Raw genomic sequence first — 17971 nt, 5'->3', positions numbered from 1 at the left:
GATTCCGGGTGTGAAGTGTCTCGATCACGGTGCCCCCTCGGGAAGCCACAGCCGACCGGCTGTAGCGAAGCAGTTGCCCAACTCAGTAGAGCAGGGTTCGTGACGCGGTTCGTCATCCAAACCGATGAGAAAGCGGGCCACGTCGACGGCAGGTGGGCAGGTAGAATCAAGTGCCGGACTACTCGTGTGCAGCACCTCTCGAAGCTTTATGCTCCGCCCAGGATGACTCCCGTTTCTCTTGTGTCGCAGGTCATTTCATATGCCGATGACAATCGAGAGGTTCTCCGCGATCGTCGCGCGAATCAACCGCGCGGCGCTGCATCCGCGTGAATGGTCACAGGCGCTGCACGATATCGTCACCGCACTGGGCGCGCACCGCGGCGGCTTGGTCGTCTCGGAATCGAATAGCCGGCGGATGACCGCCTGTTCACTCGGCGCGGACGAGCTGCGCCACAGCTACAACACCAGATTCTGGCGAATCGATCCGATCGCGAGGGCGCTCGAACATCAACCCGCGGGTGTCATTACGACGTACGAAGAACTGCTGGGGTCGGATTACCTGCACCGCCATCCGTTCTTCTGCGACTGGATGGTGCCACACCGGCTGGGCAACGGGATCCTCGCGCTCCTCACCAGTGGCACAAGCACAACGTGGATCGGGGTATATCCCGATGGGAGCCGCGATCTCGACCGAGCACAGGCGGCATCGGCAATGCGCCTGCTGCTCCCGCATCTGCGGAACGCGCTGAATGTGCAGTCCTGCTTGACCGATGCCCGCGACGCGCACAGCCAAGCGATCGCCGTGCTCGACGCGCATCGGCACGGGCTGGTGATCGTGTCGAGTTGCGGCGCGGTCAGCTACGCGAACCCGGCGGCATTGTCGATTCTGGAATCGCGAGACGGCCTCGGTATCGGTCGCCGCGGCCACCTCGAATCATCGGACAGCCGAACCGCGGTCGGGGTGCGCGCCATGATCGATTCGGCGATCCGCCGGCATGGACCGTATGCCGGAGGGCGCACGCTCATCCCCCGGCACAGCGGTCGCAGCTCGTACGCACTGCTGGTGTTACCGCTGGATCCGAAGGTCGGTCGCCCAGAGGACCGGACATCGGCGGCGCTCGTCGTCATCGTCGACCCGGACCATGAAACATCGGGAGGACCGAAGGCACTGCGGCAACTGTACGGGTTGACCGGAGCCGAAGCACGCGTCGCGGCGGCGGCATCGCGTGGCGAAGGGTTGCGGTCGATCGCGGAGGAGCTGGCGGTATCGGCGAACACCGTGCGCACGCACCTGCAACGCGTCTTCGAAAAGACCGGTACGCATCGACAGGCCGAACTGGTGCGAGTGCTGACAACCGTACTGTCCGGAACCGGTCAATTCGCCGAACCCGGCGAGGAGTAGGCCGCTGATGGCGAAGATCGACCACCGTGCGGCGGCAGCACCTGTCCGAGATAGGTCGATCGACCGATGTGGCCGTGCTGGTCCGGGTTCACCATTGGCAGCACGGACTCGATAAATACCGATCAGCTGAGGTCGAAGGCGTATTCGAATGCCTTGCCTTGCTTGCCAATACACCTTTCGAGCCGTGTCCGACCGCGCCCCCGGCGCAGCATCATCGAACTTGTCGAAGGAAAACTCATGTCCCGTCTACTCCGCCGCGGCTCTCGATGCCGGGCCGCCGGCATTCTCGTGGGTGTCGGCGTCATCGCGCTGAGCACTGTGGGCGGCCCCGCACTGCCGCCCGCAGGCGCCTCGAGCCACCGCGAGGCCCCCTTGGTCGCCGCCGATCCGGCGGTGGACAACACCGACGTCTATTCGTTCGTCAGCCCCGACAACCCCGATACGGTGACGATCGTCGCCAATTGGTTCGGATTGCAGGAACCCAACGGCGGCCCGAACTTCTACCCCTGGGCCACCGAAGCCAACTACGACATCAATATCGATAACGACGGAAATGGAAAGCCCGACATCACCTATCGAGTCACCTTCACGACCGATGATCGGCGCGGCGGCAGCACCTTCCTCTACAACAATGGTCCGGTCACCGGACTGAACGACGAGAACCTGCTGTTCCGTCAGAACTACGCGGTGTCGGTCAGCCACGGCGTGAACGACTGGCGGCCGATCGCGCACGGCCAGGCGGCTCCGTCCTTCACCGGTCCGGCCTCGATGCCGGACTACGGTCAGCTCCGCAAGCAGGCGACCACCGCTTTGCCGGGCGGCGGCTCGGTGTATGTCGGGAGTGCGGAGGATCCCTTCTTCCTCGATCTGCGCGTATTCGACCTGCTCTATGGTGGTGACCTGTCCGAGGTAGGTACCGACACCCTGGCCGGATACAACGTCAACACCGTTGTCCTGCAGGTGCCGAAGCGCGACCTCGCGCTGCGCAGCGACCCGGCGCGCAATCCGGTGATCGGGGTGTGGAGCGACACCGAGCGCCGCTCGCTGCAACTGAGCCCGGGTGCCGCGTCATCGGTTGGTGAGTTCGTCCAGGTGTCGCGCCTGGGCAACCCTCTCGTCAATGAAGTTGTCGTCCCCGTCGGCTTGAAGGACGCATTCAACGGGCTGTCGCCGAGCAAGGATGCGACGATTCCCGAGGTCGTGCAACGGGTCACCGATCCCGAGCTGCCGAAACTGATCGAGTCGCTCTACAAGGTGCCCGCGCCCGCGACGCCGCGCAACGACCTCGTGGAAATCTTCCTCACCGGGATCGCGAAGAAGGCACCGACGCTGGACCGCAGCACGCCGCCGATTCAGGCCGACCTGAACTCGCAGATCCTGAATGCCGACGCTCAGGCCGCGGCGTTCCAGCCATCGGAGATGTTGCGCCTGAATATGTCGGTGCCGAGCACGGCGAAGCCGAATCGGCTCGGCGTGATCGGCGGTGATCTCCAGGGATTCCCCAACGGTCGGCGGCTGAGCGACGACGTCGTCGATATCGCGCTTCAGGCCATGGTGGGCGCGGCGCAGACCGGTAAGCCGGTCGACGCGCTGGCTGCCGGGGACAAAGTCGATGCCAACGACGCATCGTTCTCCGACAGTTTCCCCTACGTCGCGCTGCCGTCGCCGGGTAAGAACACGGCCAAGGCCACGGCGACGGCCGCGACCAGCAACGCGGCCGTCACGGTGGCGCAAACCGACGATGCCGACCGCACGTCTTCGGTGCTGCTGATCGCGGCTGGTGTCGGTGCGGGTGCGGTGGTCGTGGGCGGCGCCTGGCTGCTGATCCGCCGTCGGGCGCGCCGCACCGCGGCGTCCGGTCCACCTCCGAGCGCCTGACATCTCGTGCCGGTGGCGGGATCGGTCCCGCCACCGGCACGATCATTTACCTTCTTCACCTCGATGCCCGAAGGACTTGTGATGTCCGATCTTCGTTCTCGTATCTTGCGCAAACCTTTGCTTATCCTGCTCGTCGTCCTGGCCGGGTTGATCGCCGCCGCACTGGGGACGACGGCACTACTGCCCGACAATTCGTCCACGGCGGGGCCGGTCCATACCGATCCGAGCGACCCGTTGATCACGCAGATCACCCAGACCAGAAGACAACTCGACCGAGTACCCGGCAATGCGATCGGCTGGGCCGGTCTGGGTGCCTCCTACGTCGAGCTCGCCCGGGTGACCGGCAATCCCGAGAACTACGGCGAGGCGCAGCGGGCGTTGGAGCGATCGCTGCAGTTGCAGCCCGATGGCAATGCCGCGGCGCTGATCGGACTCGGTGCACTCGCCAATGCCCGGCACGAGTTCACGGCGGCGCGCCGCTACGGCGAACAAGCTCTCGCGGTGCGACCGGACAGCGCCGACGTCTATGGCGTCCTGATCGATGCGCTGACCCAACTCGGCGATGCCGATGCCGCGACCGCGGCCGTGCAGCGGATGCTCGACCTGCGCCCAGGTGTGCCGGCATTCACCCGCGCCGCCTACGACCTGGAACTGCACGGTCGCACCGACGATGCCCGGCACGCGCTGCAGATGGCGCTCGCCGCGGCGAACACCGCTGACCAGATCGCCTTCTGCCGCTACCACCTCGGCGAGCTCGGATTCAACACCGGAGACCTCGACGAGGCCCAGAACCAATATCAGCTCGGTCTGCTGGCGAACCCGCACAACGCGGCGCTGCAGCAGGGCATGGCCAAGACCTATGCCGCCCGCGGCGAGCTCGAACAAGCCATTGCCCAGTACACCGCGCTGATCGACCGTGCGCCGCTACCCGAATACCTGATCGAGTTGGGCGAACTATTCGATGCGGCAGGCGGACCCGACCAGGCGGCCGCCAAGTATCGGGAGGTGTCCGACCAGTTCCGTCGACTCGAAGCTCAGGGCGCCACCGACTACGTGGACGCTGCTCAGCTCGCTGCCGAACACGGCGATCCCGTCGAGGCGGTGCGACTGGCACAACTGGAGTTCGACCGCAGACAAAGTGTCATCACATCCGATGTGCTCGCTTGGTCGCTGCACAAGGCGGGCCGCGATGCCGAGGCGATCGGTTACGCCGACCGGGCGGCATCGCTGGGCTGGCGCAGCGCCACTCTCGCCTACCATCGCGGCATGATTCTCGCGGCGCTGGGTGAGGCCGATCAGGCGGCCACCGCACTGGCCGACGCGCTCCGAATCAACCCGCACTTCTCGCCCTTACACGCTCCCCGTGCCCGACAAGCCCTCGCGGTGCTCGGTGCCCGATGAATCGATCGGGGCCACCAGCGCCCCGATCTCGGTGTCACGCAAGGCTTCGCGAGTCGCACCGGGTGGTCGGTTCGCATCCGGACCGGCGAGCCGACCGACGGTGTGCAGGTGACGCAGCGCTTGGGTATATGAGCCGAGAAGGCTTGTCTGGCAATAGGGAACACCGATTTCAGCACAGAATGCGGCGACCAGCGGTTGGGCTCGGCGCAGGTTGGGCCGGGGCATGGTCGGGAAAAGGTGGTGTTCGATCTGGTAGTTCAGACCGCCGAGGGCAGCATCGGTCAGCCACCCGCCGTGGACATTGCGGGATGTGAGCACTTGACGACGTAGGAAGTCGGTTGAACCGGGATTCGACAGCACGGCCATTCCCTTGTGGTTGGGTGCGAACGTGCACCCCATATAGAACCCGAACAGGCCTTGCTGCATCACAAGGAAGGCAATGGCTTTGGCCGGGGACAGCACGAGGAATACCGCGGACAGGTACAAGGCCGCGTTGGCACCGAGCAGTGCGGCCTCCCGGCCCCAGTACGGCGTCGCCCGGCGTGCCACAGCTCGCACACTTGCGGTGTGCAGGCTGCCCGCTTCGAGGAACAACATCGGGAAAAACAGCCACGCCTGATATCGGAATATCAGCCGCCGGATGCCACGGCTGGCCCGCGCCCGCACACCGGAATGCGCCAGTATGCCCATGATGTCGGGGTCGGCGTCCTCGGTGTTGGGGTTCGCGTGGTGTCGATTGTGATTGCCGACCCACCAGCCGATGCTCAACCCGATGGCCAGATTCCCGCATATCATGCCGAACAGATAATTGGCCTGTCGGGTGCGAAAGATCTGCTGATGTCCGGCGTCGTGGCCCAGGAAGGCGAACTGAGCGAAGATCACGGCGAGAAACACCGCGGTGCCCAGCTGCCACCAGCAGTCGCCGATGAGAGCGAACGCCGTCCACCCGGCAGCCAGCCCGGCCACGGTGACCGCGATTCGCCAGCCGTAGTACCGCAGCCGCCGGTTCAGCAGTCCCGCTTGTCGCACTCGGCGAGCCAGCCGGGCGTAGTCGCTGCCCCGCTCCGCGACCCGGTCGGGCTCGACGCGCGGTTCGGTTTCGGTCGATGTCACGCGTTGGCCCTATCCATTCATCACTGGCTGCACATCATCGGCTGCGAAGGATATCCGCATCCGCAAACCTACCGGCCGGAACCGAACAATAGGCCCACACCGCGCGAATGCTCGGGGTCGGTGACTTGGGGTCGGGCCGTGCCGCCAGGACGAGTGATACCAGCTGTCAGGAGGGCGGTCAAACTCCGGATCGGATCATGCCTTTGGTGCGCATCAGGAATTCGGCGAGATAGCTGTCGTGGGGTACGCCGGGGCGCAGCCAGGTGGTCGGATTGTCGCCGAGGTACAGGTTGGTGATCGTCGGCTCGTCGAGGAGCTCTTCGATCAGGCGCTTTCGCTCGGTCATTGCCGTCAATACCAGTGAATGCTTCAGCGGCGCAACGCCGTCCGACGCCGACCATGGGCCAACCCACACGCACGGGAAGGGCAGTTCGACGTTGAGTTGTGCCGCGGTGCTGTCCGCTACGAGGTGTACCGAGGGGCGCAGTACCGCGCCACCGGTATCGAGTTCGTCGACGATGGTGTCGCCGGCCGAGGATCGGGTGGGCCTCGCCCGCGATCTTGTGCAGGTAGGCGTCGACCGCGACCACGGCTTCGGTGGGCTGCACCGTGAGGATCGCGGCGGGATCGTCGGCGGGCAGGCTGGGAATCCGGTCGAGCACGTCGGCCAGCGCTCGGGCCAGGGGTTCCGGGTCGCCTTCGACGAGCACCGCCGTCGCGCAGTGATCCGCGCAGGCTCAGCAGGATCTGGGTGCGGGTCGGATCGACAGCGCGCGGCCGAAGCGGGCCAGCGCGTCACGATGCAGCAAGGTCTCCACAGGGCGATACAGATCTGCCTGTGTTCATGAAGGGCCGAACTGGTGTCTGTCGCGTCGCCAGCCGGTTGCGAGCGACACGCGGCGAGCCGAGGCGGCGATGTCGATGACTCCCCGGTCGAACCGAAGACCGGCCGATAGGCATTGCAAACGTCGCTTTACCGGTCTTAAACAGGAAAGTTATCTTTTAAATGTTCTCGTTCCGGCCGAATCGTCTGGTAGCCAGCGGTATGCTGTTAACGACGCCTTCCGTGGTACCAAATGGCGTCTGGTTCGGTCCGGTCGATGCTGAGCTGTCGGCCAGCCTGAATGCGCGTTCCTGTCGGGACGCGTCATGTACTTCACCAATTGGCGAATCGCGTGTCGCAGAGTCGATTCGGCACGTGACGCACTCGCAGCCCCAGTCCGGTAGCTCGGCAGCGCGGCCGAGTACGCGGGACTTCATAGAGGTCGTTGTAAGGAAGCAAAATGTCTAGCAAGATCGTCAAAACCCTAGCCGCGACTCTTATCGCCGCGCCCCTGCTCGTCCTCGCGGCGCCCGCGGCCACTGCCGATTCGGCTGCCGTGGCGCCTCCATCGCCCTCCGCCGCTGCTCCGGTCCAAGGAGGAGGATCATTCGGATCAGCCACGTGGTGTTTCCCCCTCGGCAGTGTCGTCTGGTGCATCTGAGCCCCTCGGCCGAGCACCACGGGGAGGTGGGCTGAACGCGGTCGGATCGCGTCCGGCGCCGCCCTGACAGGTCGAGGACACGATTTCACGAAGCGATCTCGTGCACGACGCACCGGAAGCCGATGTGGCAGGTCGCGGTGTCCTCGGCCTGACCTTGTCGAGCTGCGGGCCGGTACCGCAGGCAGTAGCACGCCGCGCACAGGTATGAGCCGCCCTTGATGATATGGCGGGGAAAGCGTTGCGGTGCCGTTGATTCGGGCGCATCCACGTGCGGATCGAGTGGGGCGCAGCAGCTCGGCGCCGGGTACTCGGGGCGGAAATGGTCGACGGTCCACTCCCACACGTTGCCGGTCATATCGTGCAGACCGTAACCATTCGGCGCATAGGTGCCGACCGCTGTGGTGCCGGGTGTCCCGGTCTGCCCTCGACCGGGCTGGAATTGCCACGGAAACGCACCGACCCAGATATTGGCCATCCGTCGACCGGTCGGTTCGAATTCATTGCCCCAGGCATAGGTGGCCCCGTCCAGTCCGCCGCGGGCGGCGTACTCCCATTCGGCCTCCGTCGGCAGCTCTTTGCCGACCCAGGCCGCATATGCCGCGGCGTCCTCGTAGGCGACCTGGGTGACCGGGTGGCGGTCGAGCCCGTCCAGTGTGCTGCCGGGCCCGCGCGGGTGGCGCCAGCACGCGCCGTGCACATACCGCCACCAACGGCGCCAGTCGTCCAATGGCACCGGTCCCCTGGTGGGCTGGAATACCAGCGCGCCCCGAACCAGGTTCTCGGGCTCCACGTCCGGATAGTCCTCGGCTGCGGGAATGCGTTCGGCGACCGTGACGTACCCGGTCCGCTTCACGAAGCGGCGGAATGCGGCGTTGGTCACCGGGTGCGGGTCGATCCAGAACGAATCGACCCGCACCCGGTGCACCGGCCGCTCTTCGGGGAAGAAGTCTTCCGATCCCATGGCGAAGCTGCCACCGGATATCCGGACCATGCCTCGCCGGATGTCGTCACGGATTGCGGTCGCCACGGATCGTCGCCTCAATCCCGCGAAAATGCCGCAGCCGCAACCATTTCCAGGTCCTGATAGGGCTTGCCGCTCACGTCCTCGATGACCTGGTGCATGGTTCCCCCGGTGAACGGGAACGGTGCGCGATACCGCGCGGAAACGGACTGGCCACCGTCGCGACCGACGCGGATTCCTTCCCCGACACCGGAGAACACGACGGGCTGGGTCCGCATGTCCTCGAATGAGCCGACCGGGTCCTCATCGATGTACAGCACGGCCGCACCGGTGGGTGTGAAATTGTCGGCGCGGGTTCCCTGGCGTTCGTACCGGATCCCGAGGATGTGGTCACCCAGCGGCACCGTTCGATCGGAGACGATGGTCTGCTCTTCCTCACCGAGGAAGTTGTAGGTGTAGTAGAGGTGACCGTCCTTGACGTAGAGCGTGTGTCCACCGAGGCGGCCGCCGTGGGCGAACAGCACCCCCTCGGCATCGGCAGTGTCGATCGTCGTCTCCGCGAGCAGCGCGAACGACCGCCCCTGAATCTCCAGTGCCGCACCGGGTCCCACCTCCGCGATGCCCGGATAGTAGACCGCGTTGTCCCGCTTCGCGCCGTAGGTCGGGCGGTAGCGGGTCAGGGCGGAGATGACGTCGAGATCGTTGAGCGGCATGCCGTTGTATTTCTCGGCCTCCGAGAACCACAGCGCCTTCAGCTCGGCCAGTTTCTCGGGGTGAACTTCGGCGAGGTCGTGCATCTGGCTGCGGTCCTGCTCGATATGGAACAGTTCCCAGCGGTCCTTGTCGAAATGTCCCCAGCCGGACGGGCATGCCGCATGAATCGTGTCGGCGAACCACCCGCGATGCCAGATGCCGCGCGTGCCGAGCATCGAATAGAACTGCGTGTGCTTGCCGACGTCCGCGTTCGCGTCGTCGAACAGCGCCCGGAAACTGATCCCTTCCAAGGGACGTTGTGCCACATTCTTCACCGTGTCCGGTGGTGCGATACCGAGCAGGTCGTAAACGGTCGGGGTGACATCGCAGACGTTGAGGTACTGGTGGCGCACTTCGCCGCGGGCCGCTATCCCGGCGGGCCATGACATGAGGCACGGGTCGGCGATGCCGCCTTCGTGCGAGGCATATCGCTTGTACAGCTTGTACGGGGTGTTGAACGCCATCGCCCACCCGATGCTGTAGTGGCTGTAGGTGGTCGGCGAACCCAGTTCGTCGAGCTTGGCCAGACTGTCGTCGATCGTGTCGAGGTAGCCGTTGAAGAACTTCATCTCGTTGGCGGTGCCGTTCGGGCCGCCTTCGCCGCTGGCACCGTTGTCCGAGAAGGTGACGATGATGGTGTTGTCCAGTTGGCCGCTTTCCTCGAGATAGTCCAGTAGTCGGCCGATCTGTGCGTCGGTGTAGGACAGGAATCCGGCGAACACCTCCGCCTGCCGTCGGAACAGCCGCTTCTCGTCCTCCGACAGCGAATCCCATGCTCGCACCGTGTCCAGCAGCGGCCAGGGTTTGCCGTCTGCACTGGTGACATTCACATACGGGTTCATGGGTGACAGTTCGGTGTTCTCAGGTACCAGTCCCATGCGCTTCTGGTTCTCCAGCACGATCTCCCGGTACTTCTCGTAGCCCATATCGAACCGGCCGCGGTACTTGTCGGCCCATTCCCGTGGTACGTGGTGCGGCGCATGCCCGCATCCCGGGCACAGATAGGTGAACCATGGCTTATCAGGGGCGACCACCTTCGCGTCGCGGATGAACTCGATCGCCTTGTCGGCTAGATCCTTCGACAGGTGATATCCGTCTTCCGGCGCGTACGGCTGCGAGATCGGGTGATTGTCGTAGACCAGATTCGGATACCACTGGTCCGCCTCGCCGCCCAGGAACCCGTAGAACCGCTCGAACCCACGTCCCAGCGGCCAATGCCGCTTGGACGCCGCCAGATTCTCTTCTTCTAGCGGTGTCATATGCCATTTGCCGACCGCGTAGGTGTTCCACCCGCGCTCGGCGAGAACCTCCGAGCACAGCGCGGTTTCGGCCGGTATGCGACCGCACATGCTCGGGAACCCGTCGGTGAACTCCTCGATGGTCGCCATCCCGACCGAGGTCGCATTCCGGCCGGTCATCAGGGAGGCACGAGTGGGTGAACACAGGGCGGTGGTGTGGAACTGCGTGAACTGCACACCACTATCGGCTATGCGCTTCATATTCGGCATTTCGACCAGTCCGCCGTAGCAGTCCCAGGTACCGATCCCGATGTCGTCCCACACCAGATACAGCACGTTCGGCGCGCCGCGCGGGGCAGCCGGCTCCGCGTAAGGCCCCCAATCGGCCACCGAATCACGGATATCGAGTGCGACCGCCCCCTCGAACTTCTTGGCCATCATTTACCTCCGGTAACGAAAGCTGTTTATTTGCCATTCATCCTGTTGTCCGGGTTCCGGACCTCATGCCGGGTACACGCGCCAAGGCCGATCGATGCGGCTGTCGTGTCGGATGGGCATTCCCAGCTCCGGCGATACCGCGGAGACGGGCTCGGATGTGCGATTCGACGTGTGGTGGTCACGCTCCTGCCGGACCCGATGTCCGGATATTCGCTGATCAACACCTTCGGTACTCAGAGAGTACGACGACATACCGCGGTGTGCTCCCGAAACGATCGGATCGAAGGGCGGCGACCTGCGCGCTGGCCGAGGTGCGCGATTCGCACAGGCGAGACCGCACCCTTTCGGGCGTGCCGGGATCGTCGCAGGTCCACTCTTTCGACCCGGACGACCGCAAGGCCCTGCTAACGTCAGGTTCGATACATCCGGCCCAGGAGCGGGGTGGCTGCTGTGCCCAACGGAATTCGAGCCGATATCGGTTGGCGGCAGGCCATTGCCGACCGCAACCTACCGGCCGCACTGATCGGGCGGGCGCAGCGCAACGGCGGAATCATTCGTGTCCGGATACCCTTGCCGGGGCGGTCTTGGCTGATCAGCGACTTCGACCTGGTCGACCGCGTACTGCGTACCGGCGCCGGAGATTTCGACAAAGGTGGCCCGATCTATCGGATAATCCGCAAGGCGACCGGGGACGAAGGGTTGTTCGCTGTCAACGATCCACAAAACTGGCGGACCTTGCGTGAACACACCAATCCCGCGTTCGCGGCCGCCAATCTGGCGCCGCTCGCGCAGGAGACCGTCGGTCGGCTGGTCGACCGCGTCGGAAGCTGGAGCCCAGACCGAGCTGTCGACGTATTCACCGAATTCAAACTGCTGAATGTGGAACTGCTGGCGCGACATCTCTTCGGACAAGCCGTCGACTGCGCGACACTGATACGACTGGCCCAGCCGATCTTCGACAGCCAGCGCAAGCAGTGGTTCCGCGTCGGCGGCGGCAGCTATCAGCGTGCCATCGCCGCGATGGATACCGAGGTCTACACCATCATCGACCGGCGGCGCGCCGTGGGCGGCTCCGACGGCGATCTGCTCGCGCACCTGCTGCAGGTGCGTCCGGAACTTTCGGTTCAGCGGATACGCGATCAGGTGATGAGCCATTTGATGGCGGGTTTCGACAGCACCGCATGTGCTCAGGCGTGGGCGTGCTTACGGTTGGCGGACAATCCGGGGGAGCTGGCCGGATTGCGGACCGAACTCGAGCAAGTGGTCGGTAACCGCACGCCGGAGGCGGCCGACCTCGCTCGGTTGCCGCTGCTCACCGCGCTTTTCGGTGATGTTGTCACGCAGCGGCCCTCATTTCCGCTGATCTTCCGCAACGTCGCGGTCGATACCGAATTGGCCGGTCGCCCGCTGCATTCGGGCGACCAACTGTTCATCGCCCTCGGCCCCGCCCGACTGCCGTTCGGCGCCGGCAAGCGAAAGTGCATCGGCGAACCCATGGCGCTGCTCACCGGCGCGCTGTCCATCGCGGTGCTCGCACAGCGGTTCAGTCGGTGGCAGCGGATACAGCCCGGCGATCAGCGGGTCCGGTACGCGACCACAGCCCCGCCCCGCCACAGCGAAATCCTGTTCACGCCATAATCTCTCGTACCTCGGTGACCGTCACGGCGGCACCCGCACATGGTCACCCCGTGCGCCGATCGCGATCTGCACCTTTCCAACTCGGCTTCCACAAGGACGCGACCATCGCGGGCCTGTTCCTGCTCGAGGATGGGGCGCTCCAGGTCTCGAGAGTGGGTGATTCGCGGTGAGCTCGGGTTATGGCGAGCATGGTGCGGTTCGTCCGCTGGCGGTATGGCCGAAAGTCCCTCGGCAAGCGTCGGTTCGGCACTGTCCGGGGGCATTGCCCGGTCGTAGCGTCGAGGTCTAAGGAGTTTCCCGGCGGAAGAGACCATCATGCGGGTCCGGATCGTCTACGAGTCGATGTTCGGCAACACCGCCGCGATCGCCAAGGCCATCGCGGCGGAACTGAGTGCATACGGCGAGGCGGAGGTGCTGGATGTGGCGGCAGCCGCCCAGCGTCCTGAGCCGACCGTGGATCTACTCGTGGTCGGCGCTCCGACGCACGCCCTCGGCATGAGCCGGGCACGCACACGACGCGACGCGGCGACCCGCACCGAGGCGCCGGTCACGGTCGACATCGGCATGCGGGAGTGGCTGGATGCGGCGCTACCGGTGCCGCCGGGCTCCCGGGCCGCGGCCTTCGCCACCAAGGCAGCGAAACCGTCCTGGCTGCCCGGATCGGCCGCCCGCGGTGCTGGAAAACGGTTGCGGCGCTTAGGCTATGAGCTGATCGACGAACCAGCCGACTTCCTCGTCGAGGGCATCCTCGGTCCGCTCGTCGCGGGCGAGCTGGAGCGTGCGCGGGCCTGGGCGGATCGCCTCGCCCATACCGAACTCGATTACCTCGCGCACCGGTCCTGACATCGGAGCGCAGGGATGTCGTATCAGATCTCGGTCGCCGAACCGAATACCACCACCGTGCACGAGCGGTTGGCGACCACCGAAAGGCCTCTGCCCGATTCGACCTGCGCGCAGCTGCTCAATCGAACACCGAAGGGACACCTGTGATGGCCGCTAAGCCCCACGATGGAACGCGCCGGCTGGCGTCGGCCGATATTGTGGTGGGCGTCGACGGCTCCGAGGCCGCCGATCTCGCCGTTCGATGGGCCGCCGAGACCGCCTCCCAGCGGGGCCGTCGGCTGCGCATCGTGCACGGCTTCGACCTCGCCGCGGCCGGAGCCGTCTACGGAATCTACGATGTGATCACACCGCCGGTGATCGATGCGATCCGCCTTGCAGGCGCGGATATGGTCCGCACCGCGAGTCGACTGGCCCGCGATGTCGATCCCGCCCTGACCGTGGAAGCCGAAGTGTCCGAGGCGAATCCGGCGCACCTGTTGATCGAGCTGTCCGAAGCCGCGCATCTGGTCGCGATCGGTGCGGCAGGCACCGGTGGCCCCCTGAGCCATCTCGGGTCGACACTGCTCGCGGTCGCCAGCCACGGTCACGGCGCGGTCGTGGTCGTGCGTGAGACCGGCACCGAGCAGCAGACCCGACGGATCGGGCCGGTGGTGGTCGGCGTCGATGGCGGATCGGTCGGCACGGCCGCCGTCGGGGCGGCGTTCGCCGAAGCCAGCGAGCGCAATGCGCGACTCATCGCGGTTCACGCCTGGAGCGACCTGTATTACGACCGCTTCGCCGGACTCCCCTACACCGTCTCCGATCGCGACACCGAGTCCGCCGGACAGGCCGTCCTGGACGAGCAGCTCGCGGGCTGGCAGGAGAAATACCCGAACGTCCTGGTTATCCGCAAGGTGTACCTGTCAGGGCCGCGCCAGGCCCTGGTGGAGTGGTCGCGATCGGCGCAACTACTCGTTGTCGGCAGCCGGGGGCGCGGTGGATTCCGCGGGCTGCTGCTCGGCTCGACCAGCAACGCGCTGGTGCAGACCGCGCATTGCCCGGTCATGGTCGTCCACCCCCAGTAGAGCACCCATCCCCGTCGCGTAGAAGGGCCATGCCATCCCATGTCCACCAACATCAATCCCCCCGTGCTCGTCGGCATAGACGGTTCCGACGCCGCCGCCGAGGCCGTGCGCTGGGCCGCGGTCGACGCCGTTCATCATCGCGCACCACTGCACATCGTCCACGGCATCGGCGCCCCGATGGACTTCGGGCCCGGAATCGCCTTCGAGCAGATCGATTACGACGCGTTTCGAACGGCCGGTGCGGCAGCAGTCGAAACGGCTCGTGCGTTCGCGACCGCGGCGGCCGCGCCAGTAGGTGAGCTCGATATCGCCACCTTCGTTGTCGAGGCGCCGCCGATACCGGTGCTGCTCGACCGCTCGAAGGATGCGCGCATGCTGGTTGTCGGCACTCGTGGTCTCGGTGCCTTTCGCCGCGCCTTGCTCGGCTCGGTGAGCACGGCCGTGGCCAGGCACGCACACTGCCCGGTCGCCGTCATCCCCGAACCCGAGAACTACACACCGGATCGGGTGCTCGGCCCGGTGTTGGTCGGGGTAGACGGTTCGGCGAGCGCCACCCGCGCCATCGAGATCGCCTTCGACGAGGCCGTCCATCGCAATGTCGCGGTGCGCGCGGTGCTCACCTGGTCCGAATTCAACCGCTATATCTCCCGCGCCGATATGCAGAAAGAGGCCGAGGGACTGCTGTCCGAAGGCCTCGCCGGCTATCCGGAGCAGTATCCGGACCTGAAGGTCGAGCGTGTGGTCGTCGAAGATCGACCCGCCAGACGCATACTCGCCGAGGCCGAACACGCCCAACTCATCGTCGTCGGCAGCCACGGTCGCGGCGGCTTCGCCGGCATGACCCTCGGCTCGGTCAGCCAAGCCGTCCTCCACGCCACCGACTGCCCGCTGATCATCGCCCGTCCCCAGAGTTGACCACCCATTCGCGGGTTGATCGGCCAGCACGGCTGAACTCGGCGAGTAATCGCCGGGCTGGCCGATCAACCCGCGGATCTCGATGTCAGTGAGTCAGTCGACGGCGAGGGCGACTTCGGTTGATTTGATGAGAACGGTGACCCGGGAGCCGTCGCTGAGTTGGAGGTCGTCGGCCGCGTCGCGGGTGATGGAGGAGGTGATTTCGTCGCCGCCGGTCAGCCGGACGCGGACGACGGCCATCGCTTCGCCGCGGGTGACCGAGACGACTGTTCCAACGAGTTGGTTACGTGTGGATAGTCGCATGCCGGTGATCCTACGCACTACGGGCGCTGGTTCATCGGATGTTCGTGCACGTCGCGTGCGGTGCGTTTGCCTGAGCAACCGCCGCCGACAGCCACTGGCGCTCCGACTCGGCCGCCGGATGAGTAGATGGATGAGTACTTCGGCGGATTCACGGACGGCCGTGCGGAAAATAGCGTGGGCGGCATCGGTTCGAGCGAAGTGTCGAAAGGACATCGACGATGACAAATCTCGGATTCTCGTCCTGGCAGGCGAGTCGGAATGCCAGCCCGAATGTAGCCCGTTATATGGACTGGGCGCGGCAGTCCACGGCGGATGCGCATCGGATGTCGCGCGGCTATTCCCACTCCCGCGGTTGGCGCATCGCGAATGTGATTGCGGCGCTGGTGGTTATCGGGGTGCTCGTCGTCGCCGCGCCGTTCGTACTGGCGATTCTGAGCGTCGGGTTCTAGCGTCAGGTGGTGCCCGCGCTCATGCCGCCGGAGATGGTGATGGCCTCGCCGTTGAAATGCCGTCCGGATTCGCCGAGGAGGAGCAGGATCGCATGGGAAACCTCTTGCGGCACAATGAGATCGCCATTCGGCGGAGCGGCGGCGAACATCGCCTCCACATCCTCGAGGGTGGGATTGTCGATATCGGGCACCATGGCCGAATACATTGCCGGATTCATGATCATATCGGTGCGCACACCGGCCGGTAGTACCGCATTGACGGTGATGCCGTGCGGGATGACTTCATGCGCAAGCGATTTGACCAAACCGATGACACCCCATTTCGCCGCCGCGTAGTGGCCGGACTTCGCCGCCCCCATGCGGCCCACGATGGACGAGGTGGCAACGATTCTGCCCCACCGGCGTTCGATCATATGCGGCAGTACGGCGCGGAAACTGTGGAAGACGCCGGTGAGGTTGACATCGATCATGTCCTGCCACATCTGCTCGTCCATCTCGGCGACGGCCGCGCCGGAGGCGATACCCGCATTGGCGAGCAGGATGTCGATCCGGCCGAACTCCGCGACGGCCCGTTCGGCGAGCCCGTCCATCTCCACGCGGCTGCGCACATCCGCCTGCACCGCGACGCACCGCCGCCCGGTTTCCTCGACGAGCTCGACCGTCTGGGCGAGATCGTCCTCCGAACTCAGCGGATACGGCACGCTGGCGATCGGCGCGGCGATATCGCACAGGACGATGTCGGCACCTTCGGCCGCCAAAGTCACCGCATGCGAACGCCCTTGGCCGCGAGCGCCGCCGGTGATCACCGCTACCCTGCCCGCCAACTGCCCCATGCGCATCCCCTTTCCGACCGGTGATGCCATGCTTTCACGATCCGCGGCGTCGGTGCAGCCGATTTACCGCGGATCCACCTGCGTATTCGGTGATCGGAGGTCAGCTCGCGGACCACCCCGACCAGCGGGTGACGTCGATGGCGAGCACCGGTCCGGGCGGTGGCTGGGTGCGGTATATCGGATAGCGCGCGGTCAGTAGGTCGAGCGCATGGTCGGCTTCGGAGCCGTCGACGATGCGCGCGCTGCCGTCGGCCCTGGTCCACCACAGGTGTGTCCAGTCGTCGTGGTAGCGGTCGGCGAGCACGGCCACGGCGGGGTTCGTGGCGATATTCGCCAAGCGGCGCAAGGCCGTTGTCGTCTTCGGCTTGGCATCGACGGCGGTGTAGATGGTGTCGTCGGCAACCGCGAACACGATCGGCACGATATGTGGACGCAGGTCGGTTGAAGCCGTGGCCAGTCGGGCTACCGGTTCGGCCATGAACCGTTCTCGCGCCACCTTCGCATTCAGTCGCACCGCACCTCCGATCTCTCCGGCCGCAGACCCATTCTCGTCCCGGCGCTCAGATCCGAACGAACGGCGGCCGCGCGGGGTCCACCGGAACCGGTATCGCTGGGCCGATTCCGAACAGGATGAAGACCGCGGGCTCCGGGCTGTCGCACAAAGTTCCGTCGTAGTGCGGCGTACCGGCTGCGCGCGTGGCGAATTCGCCGGGGTACACGGGCAGCGTGGTGGTGAGGTCGATGGTGGGCCCCGCGCCGACGGTCCAGATGCCCGAGAGCATTACCACGTGGCGGTCGCAGGTGTAGGTGTGCGGTGCGCTCATCCATCCGGGGTGCCAGCGGGCGTAGCTCGCGTAGAAGCCGGCGGATCGATGGGAACCGAGCACGTCGGCAGTTTCGAAGCTCTGCGGTGGTGCGCCGGGCGCGGGCTGCCAGTTCAAGTCGGCCAAGCCGTGAATCGTGGTGCCCGGTCCCGGGGACCGGTCTTGGACGGTCGGGAATTCGACGGTCGACGGCTCGGCCGCGTTGCCGTTCGAGCCTCTTCGGACGACGGGAGGCATCAGGCCCAGTGTGGGTAGCGCCAGCGCGATTCTGCGGCGCATCTCGCGGACCTTTTCGTCCTCGGTCTCGGCCGGGTATCGGTTGTCTTCCACGCGCATGACCTCCTGGACGTCATCGCAGCAGGGCAAACCGAATTCTTGACGCATCATACGATCAGATGACTCCGATTTGCTGGATATTCGCCAGATGAACACGA

The 17971-nt window shown here is 65.5% G+C and carries 17 protein-coding genes; 9 read left to right on the top strand and 8 right to left on the bottom strand.

The window, feature by feature from the left end:
• Window positions 1–265 precede the first annotated feature (265 nt).
• The 3 genes from AB0L58_RS14685 to AB0L58_RS14675 all read left to right on the top strand — a co-directional run bounded on the left by AB0L58_RS14685 (window position 266) and on the right by AB0L58_RS14675 (window position 4681).
• Window positions 266–1402, top strand: a complete 1137-nt coding sequence (locus AB0L58_RS14685) for a LuxR C-terminal-related transcriptional regulator (RefSeq protein ID WP_364386551.1) — start codon at window positions 266–268, stop codon at window positions 1400–1402.
• Between the two features lie 237 nt (window positions 1403–1639).
• Window positions 1640–3280, top strand: coding sequence for a DUF4331 domain-containing protein (locus AB0L58_RS14680; protein WP_364386549.1), 1641 nt, complete (start codon window positions 1640–1642; stop codon window positions 3278–3280).
• 81 nt (window positions 3281–3361) lie between these two features.
• Window positions 3362–4681: a tetratricopeptide repeat protein gene (locus AB0L58_RS14675; RefSeq protein WP_364386547.1), complete on the top strand. Its 1320-nt coding sequence runs from the start codon at window positions 3362–3364 to the stop codon at window positions 4679–4681.
• Here the strand turns inward: AB0L58_RS14675 and AB0L58_RS14670 are convergent.
• The 4 genes from AB0L58_RS14670 to AB0L58_RS14655 all read right to left on the bottom strand — a co-directional run bounded on the left by AB0L58_RS14670 (window position 4631) and on the right by AB0L58_RS14655 (window position 10668).
• On the bottom strand, window positions 4631–5794 hold the full coding sequence (locus AB0L58_RS14670; protein WP_364386545.1) for an acyl-CoA desaturase: 1164 nt from the start codon (window positions 5792–5794) through the stop codon (window positions 4631–4633). The two genes, AB0L58_RS14675 and AB0L58_RS14670, sit on opposite strands and share 51 nt — an antisense overlap.
• Before the next feature lie 178 nt (window positions 5795–5972).
• Window positions 5973–6140 carry a hypothetical protein gene (locus AB0L58_RS14665; protein WP_364386543.1) on the bottom strand — a complete coding sequence of 56 codons (168 nt, stop codon included), beginning with the start codon at window positions 6138–6140 and terminating at the stop codon, window positions 5973–5975.
• 1223 nt (window positions 6141–7363) lie between these two features.
• Entirely contained in the window at window positions 7364–8269 is a 906-nt protein-coding gene (locus AB0L58_RS14660) for a formylglycine-generating enzyme family protein (protein WP_364386693.1), read from the bottom strand.
• 47 nt (window positions 8270–8316) lie between these two features.
• Window positions 8317–10668, bottom strand: coding sequence for an arylsulfatase (locus AB0L58_RS14655; RefSeq protein WP_364386691.1), 2352 nt, complete (start codon window positions 10666–10668; stop codon window positions 8317–8319).
• A 441-nt stretch (window positions 10669–11109) separates the two neighbouring features.
• On the opposite strand from AB0L58_RS14655, the gene AB0L58_RS14650 reads away from it, so the two are divergent.
• The 5 genes from AB0L58_RS14650 (at window position 11110) to AB0L58_RS14630 (ending at window position 15128) form a co-directional block, all read left to right on the top strand.
• Window positions 11110–12306 carry a cytochrome P450 gene (locus AB0L58_RS14650; RefSeq protein WP_364386541.1) on the top strand — a complete coding sequence of 399 codons (1197 nt, stop codon included), beginning with the start codon at window positions 11110–11112 and terminating at the stop codon, window positions 12304–12306.
• 315 nt (window positions 12307–12621) lie between these two features.
• Window positions 12622–13149 carry a flavodoxin domain-containing protein gene (locus AB0L58_RS14645; RefSeq protein WP_364386539.1) on the top strand — a complete coding sequence of 176 codons (528 nt, stop codon included), beginning with the start codon at window positions 12622–12624 and terminating at the stop codon, window positions 13147–13149.
• Window positions 13150–13164: 15 nt separating this feature from the next.
• Window positions 13165–13296 carry a hypothetical protein gene (locus tag AB0L58_RS14640; protein WP_364386537.1) on the top strand — a complete coding sequence of 44 codons (132 nt, stop codon included), beginning with the start codon at window positions 13165–13167 and terminating at the stop codon, window positions 13294–13296.
• Complete coding sequence (locus AB0L58_RS14635; protein ID WP_364386535.1) at window positions 13296–14213, top strand: universal stress protein; 918 nt, start codon at window positions 13296–13298, stop codon at window positions 14211–14213. Before AB0L58_RS14640 ends, AB0L58_RS14635 begins: the two co-directional genes overlap by 1 nt.
• 39 nt (window positions 14214–14252) lie before the next feature.
• Window positions 14253–15128, top strand: coding sequence for a universal stress protein (locus AB0L58_RS14630; RefSeq protein WP_364386533.1), 876 nt, complete (start codon window positions 14253–14255; stop codon window positions 15126–15128).
• Between the two features lie 93 nt (window positions 15129–15221).
• Here AB0L58_RS14630 and AB0L58_RS14625 read toward each other — a convergent pair whose 3' ends face one another.
• Window positions 15222–15431 carry a TOBE domain-containing protein gene (locus AB0L58_RS14625; protein WP_364386531.1) on the bottom strand — a complete coding sequence of 70 codons (210 nt, stop codon included), beginning with the start codon at window positions 15429–15431 and terminating at the stop codon, window positions 15222–15224.
• A 218-nt stretch (window positions 15432–15649) separates the two neighbouring features.
• On the opposite strand from AB0L58_RS14625, the gene AB0L58_RS14620 reads away from it, so the two are divergent.
• Window positions 15650–15880, top strand: a complete 231-nt coding sequence (locus AB0L58_RS14620) for a hypothetical protein (RefSeq protein WP_364386529.1) — start codon at window positions 15650–15652, stop codon at window positions 15878–15880.
• A 2-nt stretch (window positions 15881–15882) separates the two neighbouring features.
• On the opposite strand, the gene AB0L58_RS14615 is transcribed toward AB0L58_RS14620, so the two are convergent.
• The 3 genes from AB0L58_RS14615 to AB0L58_RS14605 form a co-directional block, all read right to left on the bottom strand.
• Window positions 15883–16743 carry a mycofactocin-coupled SDR family oxidoreductase gene (locus tag AB0L58_RS14615; protein ID WP_364386527.1) on the bottom strand — a complete coding sequence of 287 codons (861 nt, stop codon included), beginning with the start codon at window positions 16741–16743 and terminating at the stop codon, window positions 15883–15885.
• Window positions 16744–16813: 70 nt separating this feature from the next.
• Window positions 16814–17221 (bottom strand): TIGR03668 family PPOX class F420-dependent oxidoreductase, encoded by a 408-nt coding sequence (locus AB0L58_RS14610; RefSeq protein WP_364386689.1) that lies wholly within the window; start codon window positions 17219–17221, stop codon window positions 16814–16816.
• 52 nt (window positions 17222–17273) lie between these two features.
• Window positions 17274–17867 carry a hypothetical protein gene (locus tag AB0L58_RS14605; RefSeq protein WP_364386525.1) on the bottom strand — a complete coding sequence of 198 codons (594 nt, stop codon included), beginning with the start codon at window positions 17865–17867 and terminating at the stop codon, window positions 17274–17276.
• Window positions 17868–17971 lie beyond the last annotated feature (104 nt).

Source organism: Nocardia sp. NPDC052112 (assembly GCF_040680135.1).
Taxonomy (GTDB): domain Bacteria; phylum Actinomycetota; class Actinomycetes; order Mycobacteriales; family Mycobacteriaceae; genus Nocardia.
This window is presented reverse-complemented; position numbering and strand designations above follow the sequence as displayed.

What these genes read in the sequence shown, in the direction of transcription:
- AB0L58_RS14685 (WP_364386551.1), top strand. Translation starts at nt 266, where the DNA reads ATGACAATCGAGAGGTTCTCCGCGATCGTCGCGCGAATCAACCGCGCG.
- AB0L58_RS14680 (WP_364386549.1), top strand. Translation starts at nt 1,640, where the DNA reads ATGTCCCGTCTACTCCGCCGCGGCTCTCGATGCCGGGCCGCCGGCATT.
- AB0L58_RS14675 (WP_364386547.1), top strand. Translation starts at nt 3,362, where the DNA reads ATGTCCGATCTTCGTTCTCGTATCTTGCGCAAACCTTTGCTTATCCTG.
- AB0L58_RS14665 (WP_364386543.1), bottom strand. Translation starts at nt 6,140, where the DNA reads ATGACCGAGCGAAAGCGCCTGATCGAAGAGCTCCTCGACGAGCCGACG.
- AB0L58_RS14660 (WP_364386693.1), bottom strand. Translation starts at nt 8,269, where the DNA reads ATGGTCCGGATATCCGGTGGCAGCTTCGCCATGGGATCGGAAGACTTC.
- AB0L58_RS14655 (WP_364386691.1), bottom strand. Translation starts at nt 10,668, where the DNA reads ATGGCCAAGAAGTTCGAGGGGGCGGTCGCACTCGATATCCGTGATTCG.
- AB0L58_RS14645 (WP_364386539.1), top strand. Translation starts at nt 12,622, where the DNA reads ATGCGGGTCCGGATCGTCTACGAGTCGATGTTCGGCAACACCGCCGCG.
- AB0L58_RS14640 (WP_364386537.1), top strand. Translation starts at nt 13,165, where the DNA reads ATGTCGTATCAGATCTCGGTCGCCGAACCGAATACCACCACCGTGCAC.
- AB0L58_RS14635 (WP_364386535.1), top strand. Translation starts at nt 13,296, where the DNA reads ATGGCCGCTAAGCCCCACGATGGAACGCGCCGGCTGGCGTCGGCCGAT.
- AB0L58_RS14630 (WP_364386533.1), top strand. Translation starts at nt 14,253, where the DNA reads ATGTCCACCAACATCAATCCCCCCGTGCTCGTCGGCATAGACGGTTCC.
- AB0L58_RS14625 (WP_364386531.1), bottom strand. Translation starts at nt 15,431, where the DNA reads ATGCGACTATCCACACGTAACCAACTCGTTGGAACAGTCGTCTCGGTC.
- AB0L58_RS14620 (WP_364386529.1), top strand. Translation starts at nt 15,650, where the DNA reads ATGACAAATCTCGGATTCTCGTCCTGGCAGGCGAGTCGGAATGCCAGC.
- AB0L58_RS14615 (WP_364386527.1), bottom strand. Translation starts at nt 16,743, where the DNA reads ATGGCATCACCGGTCGGAAAGGGGATGCGCATGGGGCAGTTGGCGGGC.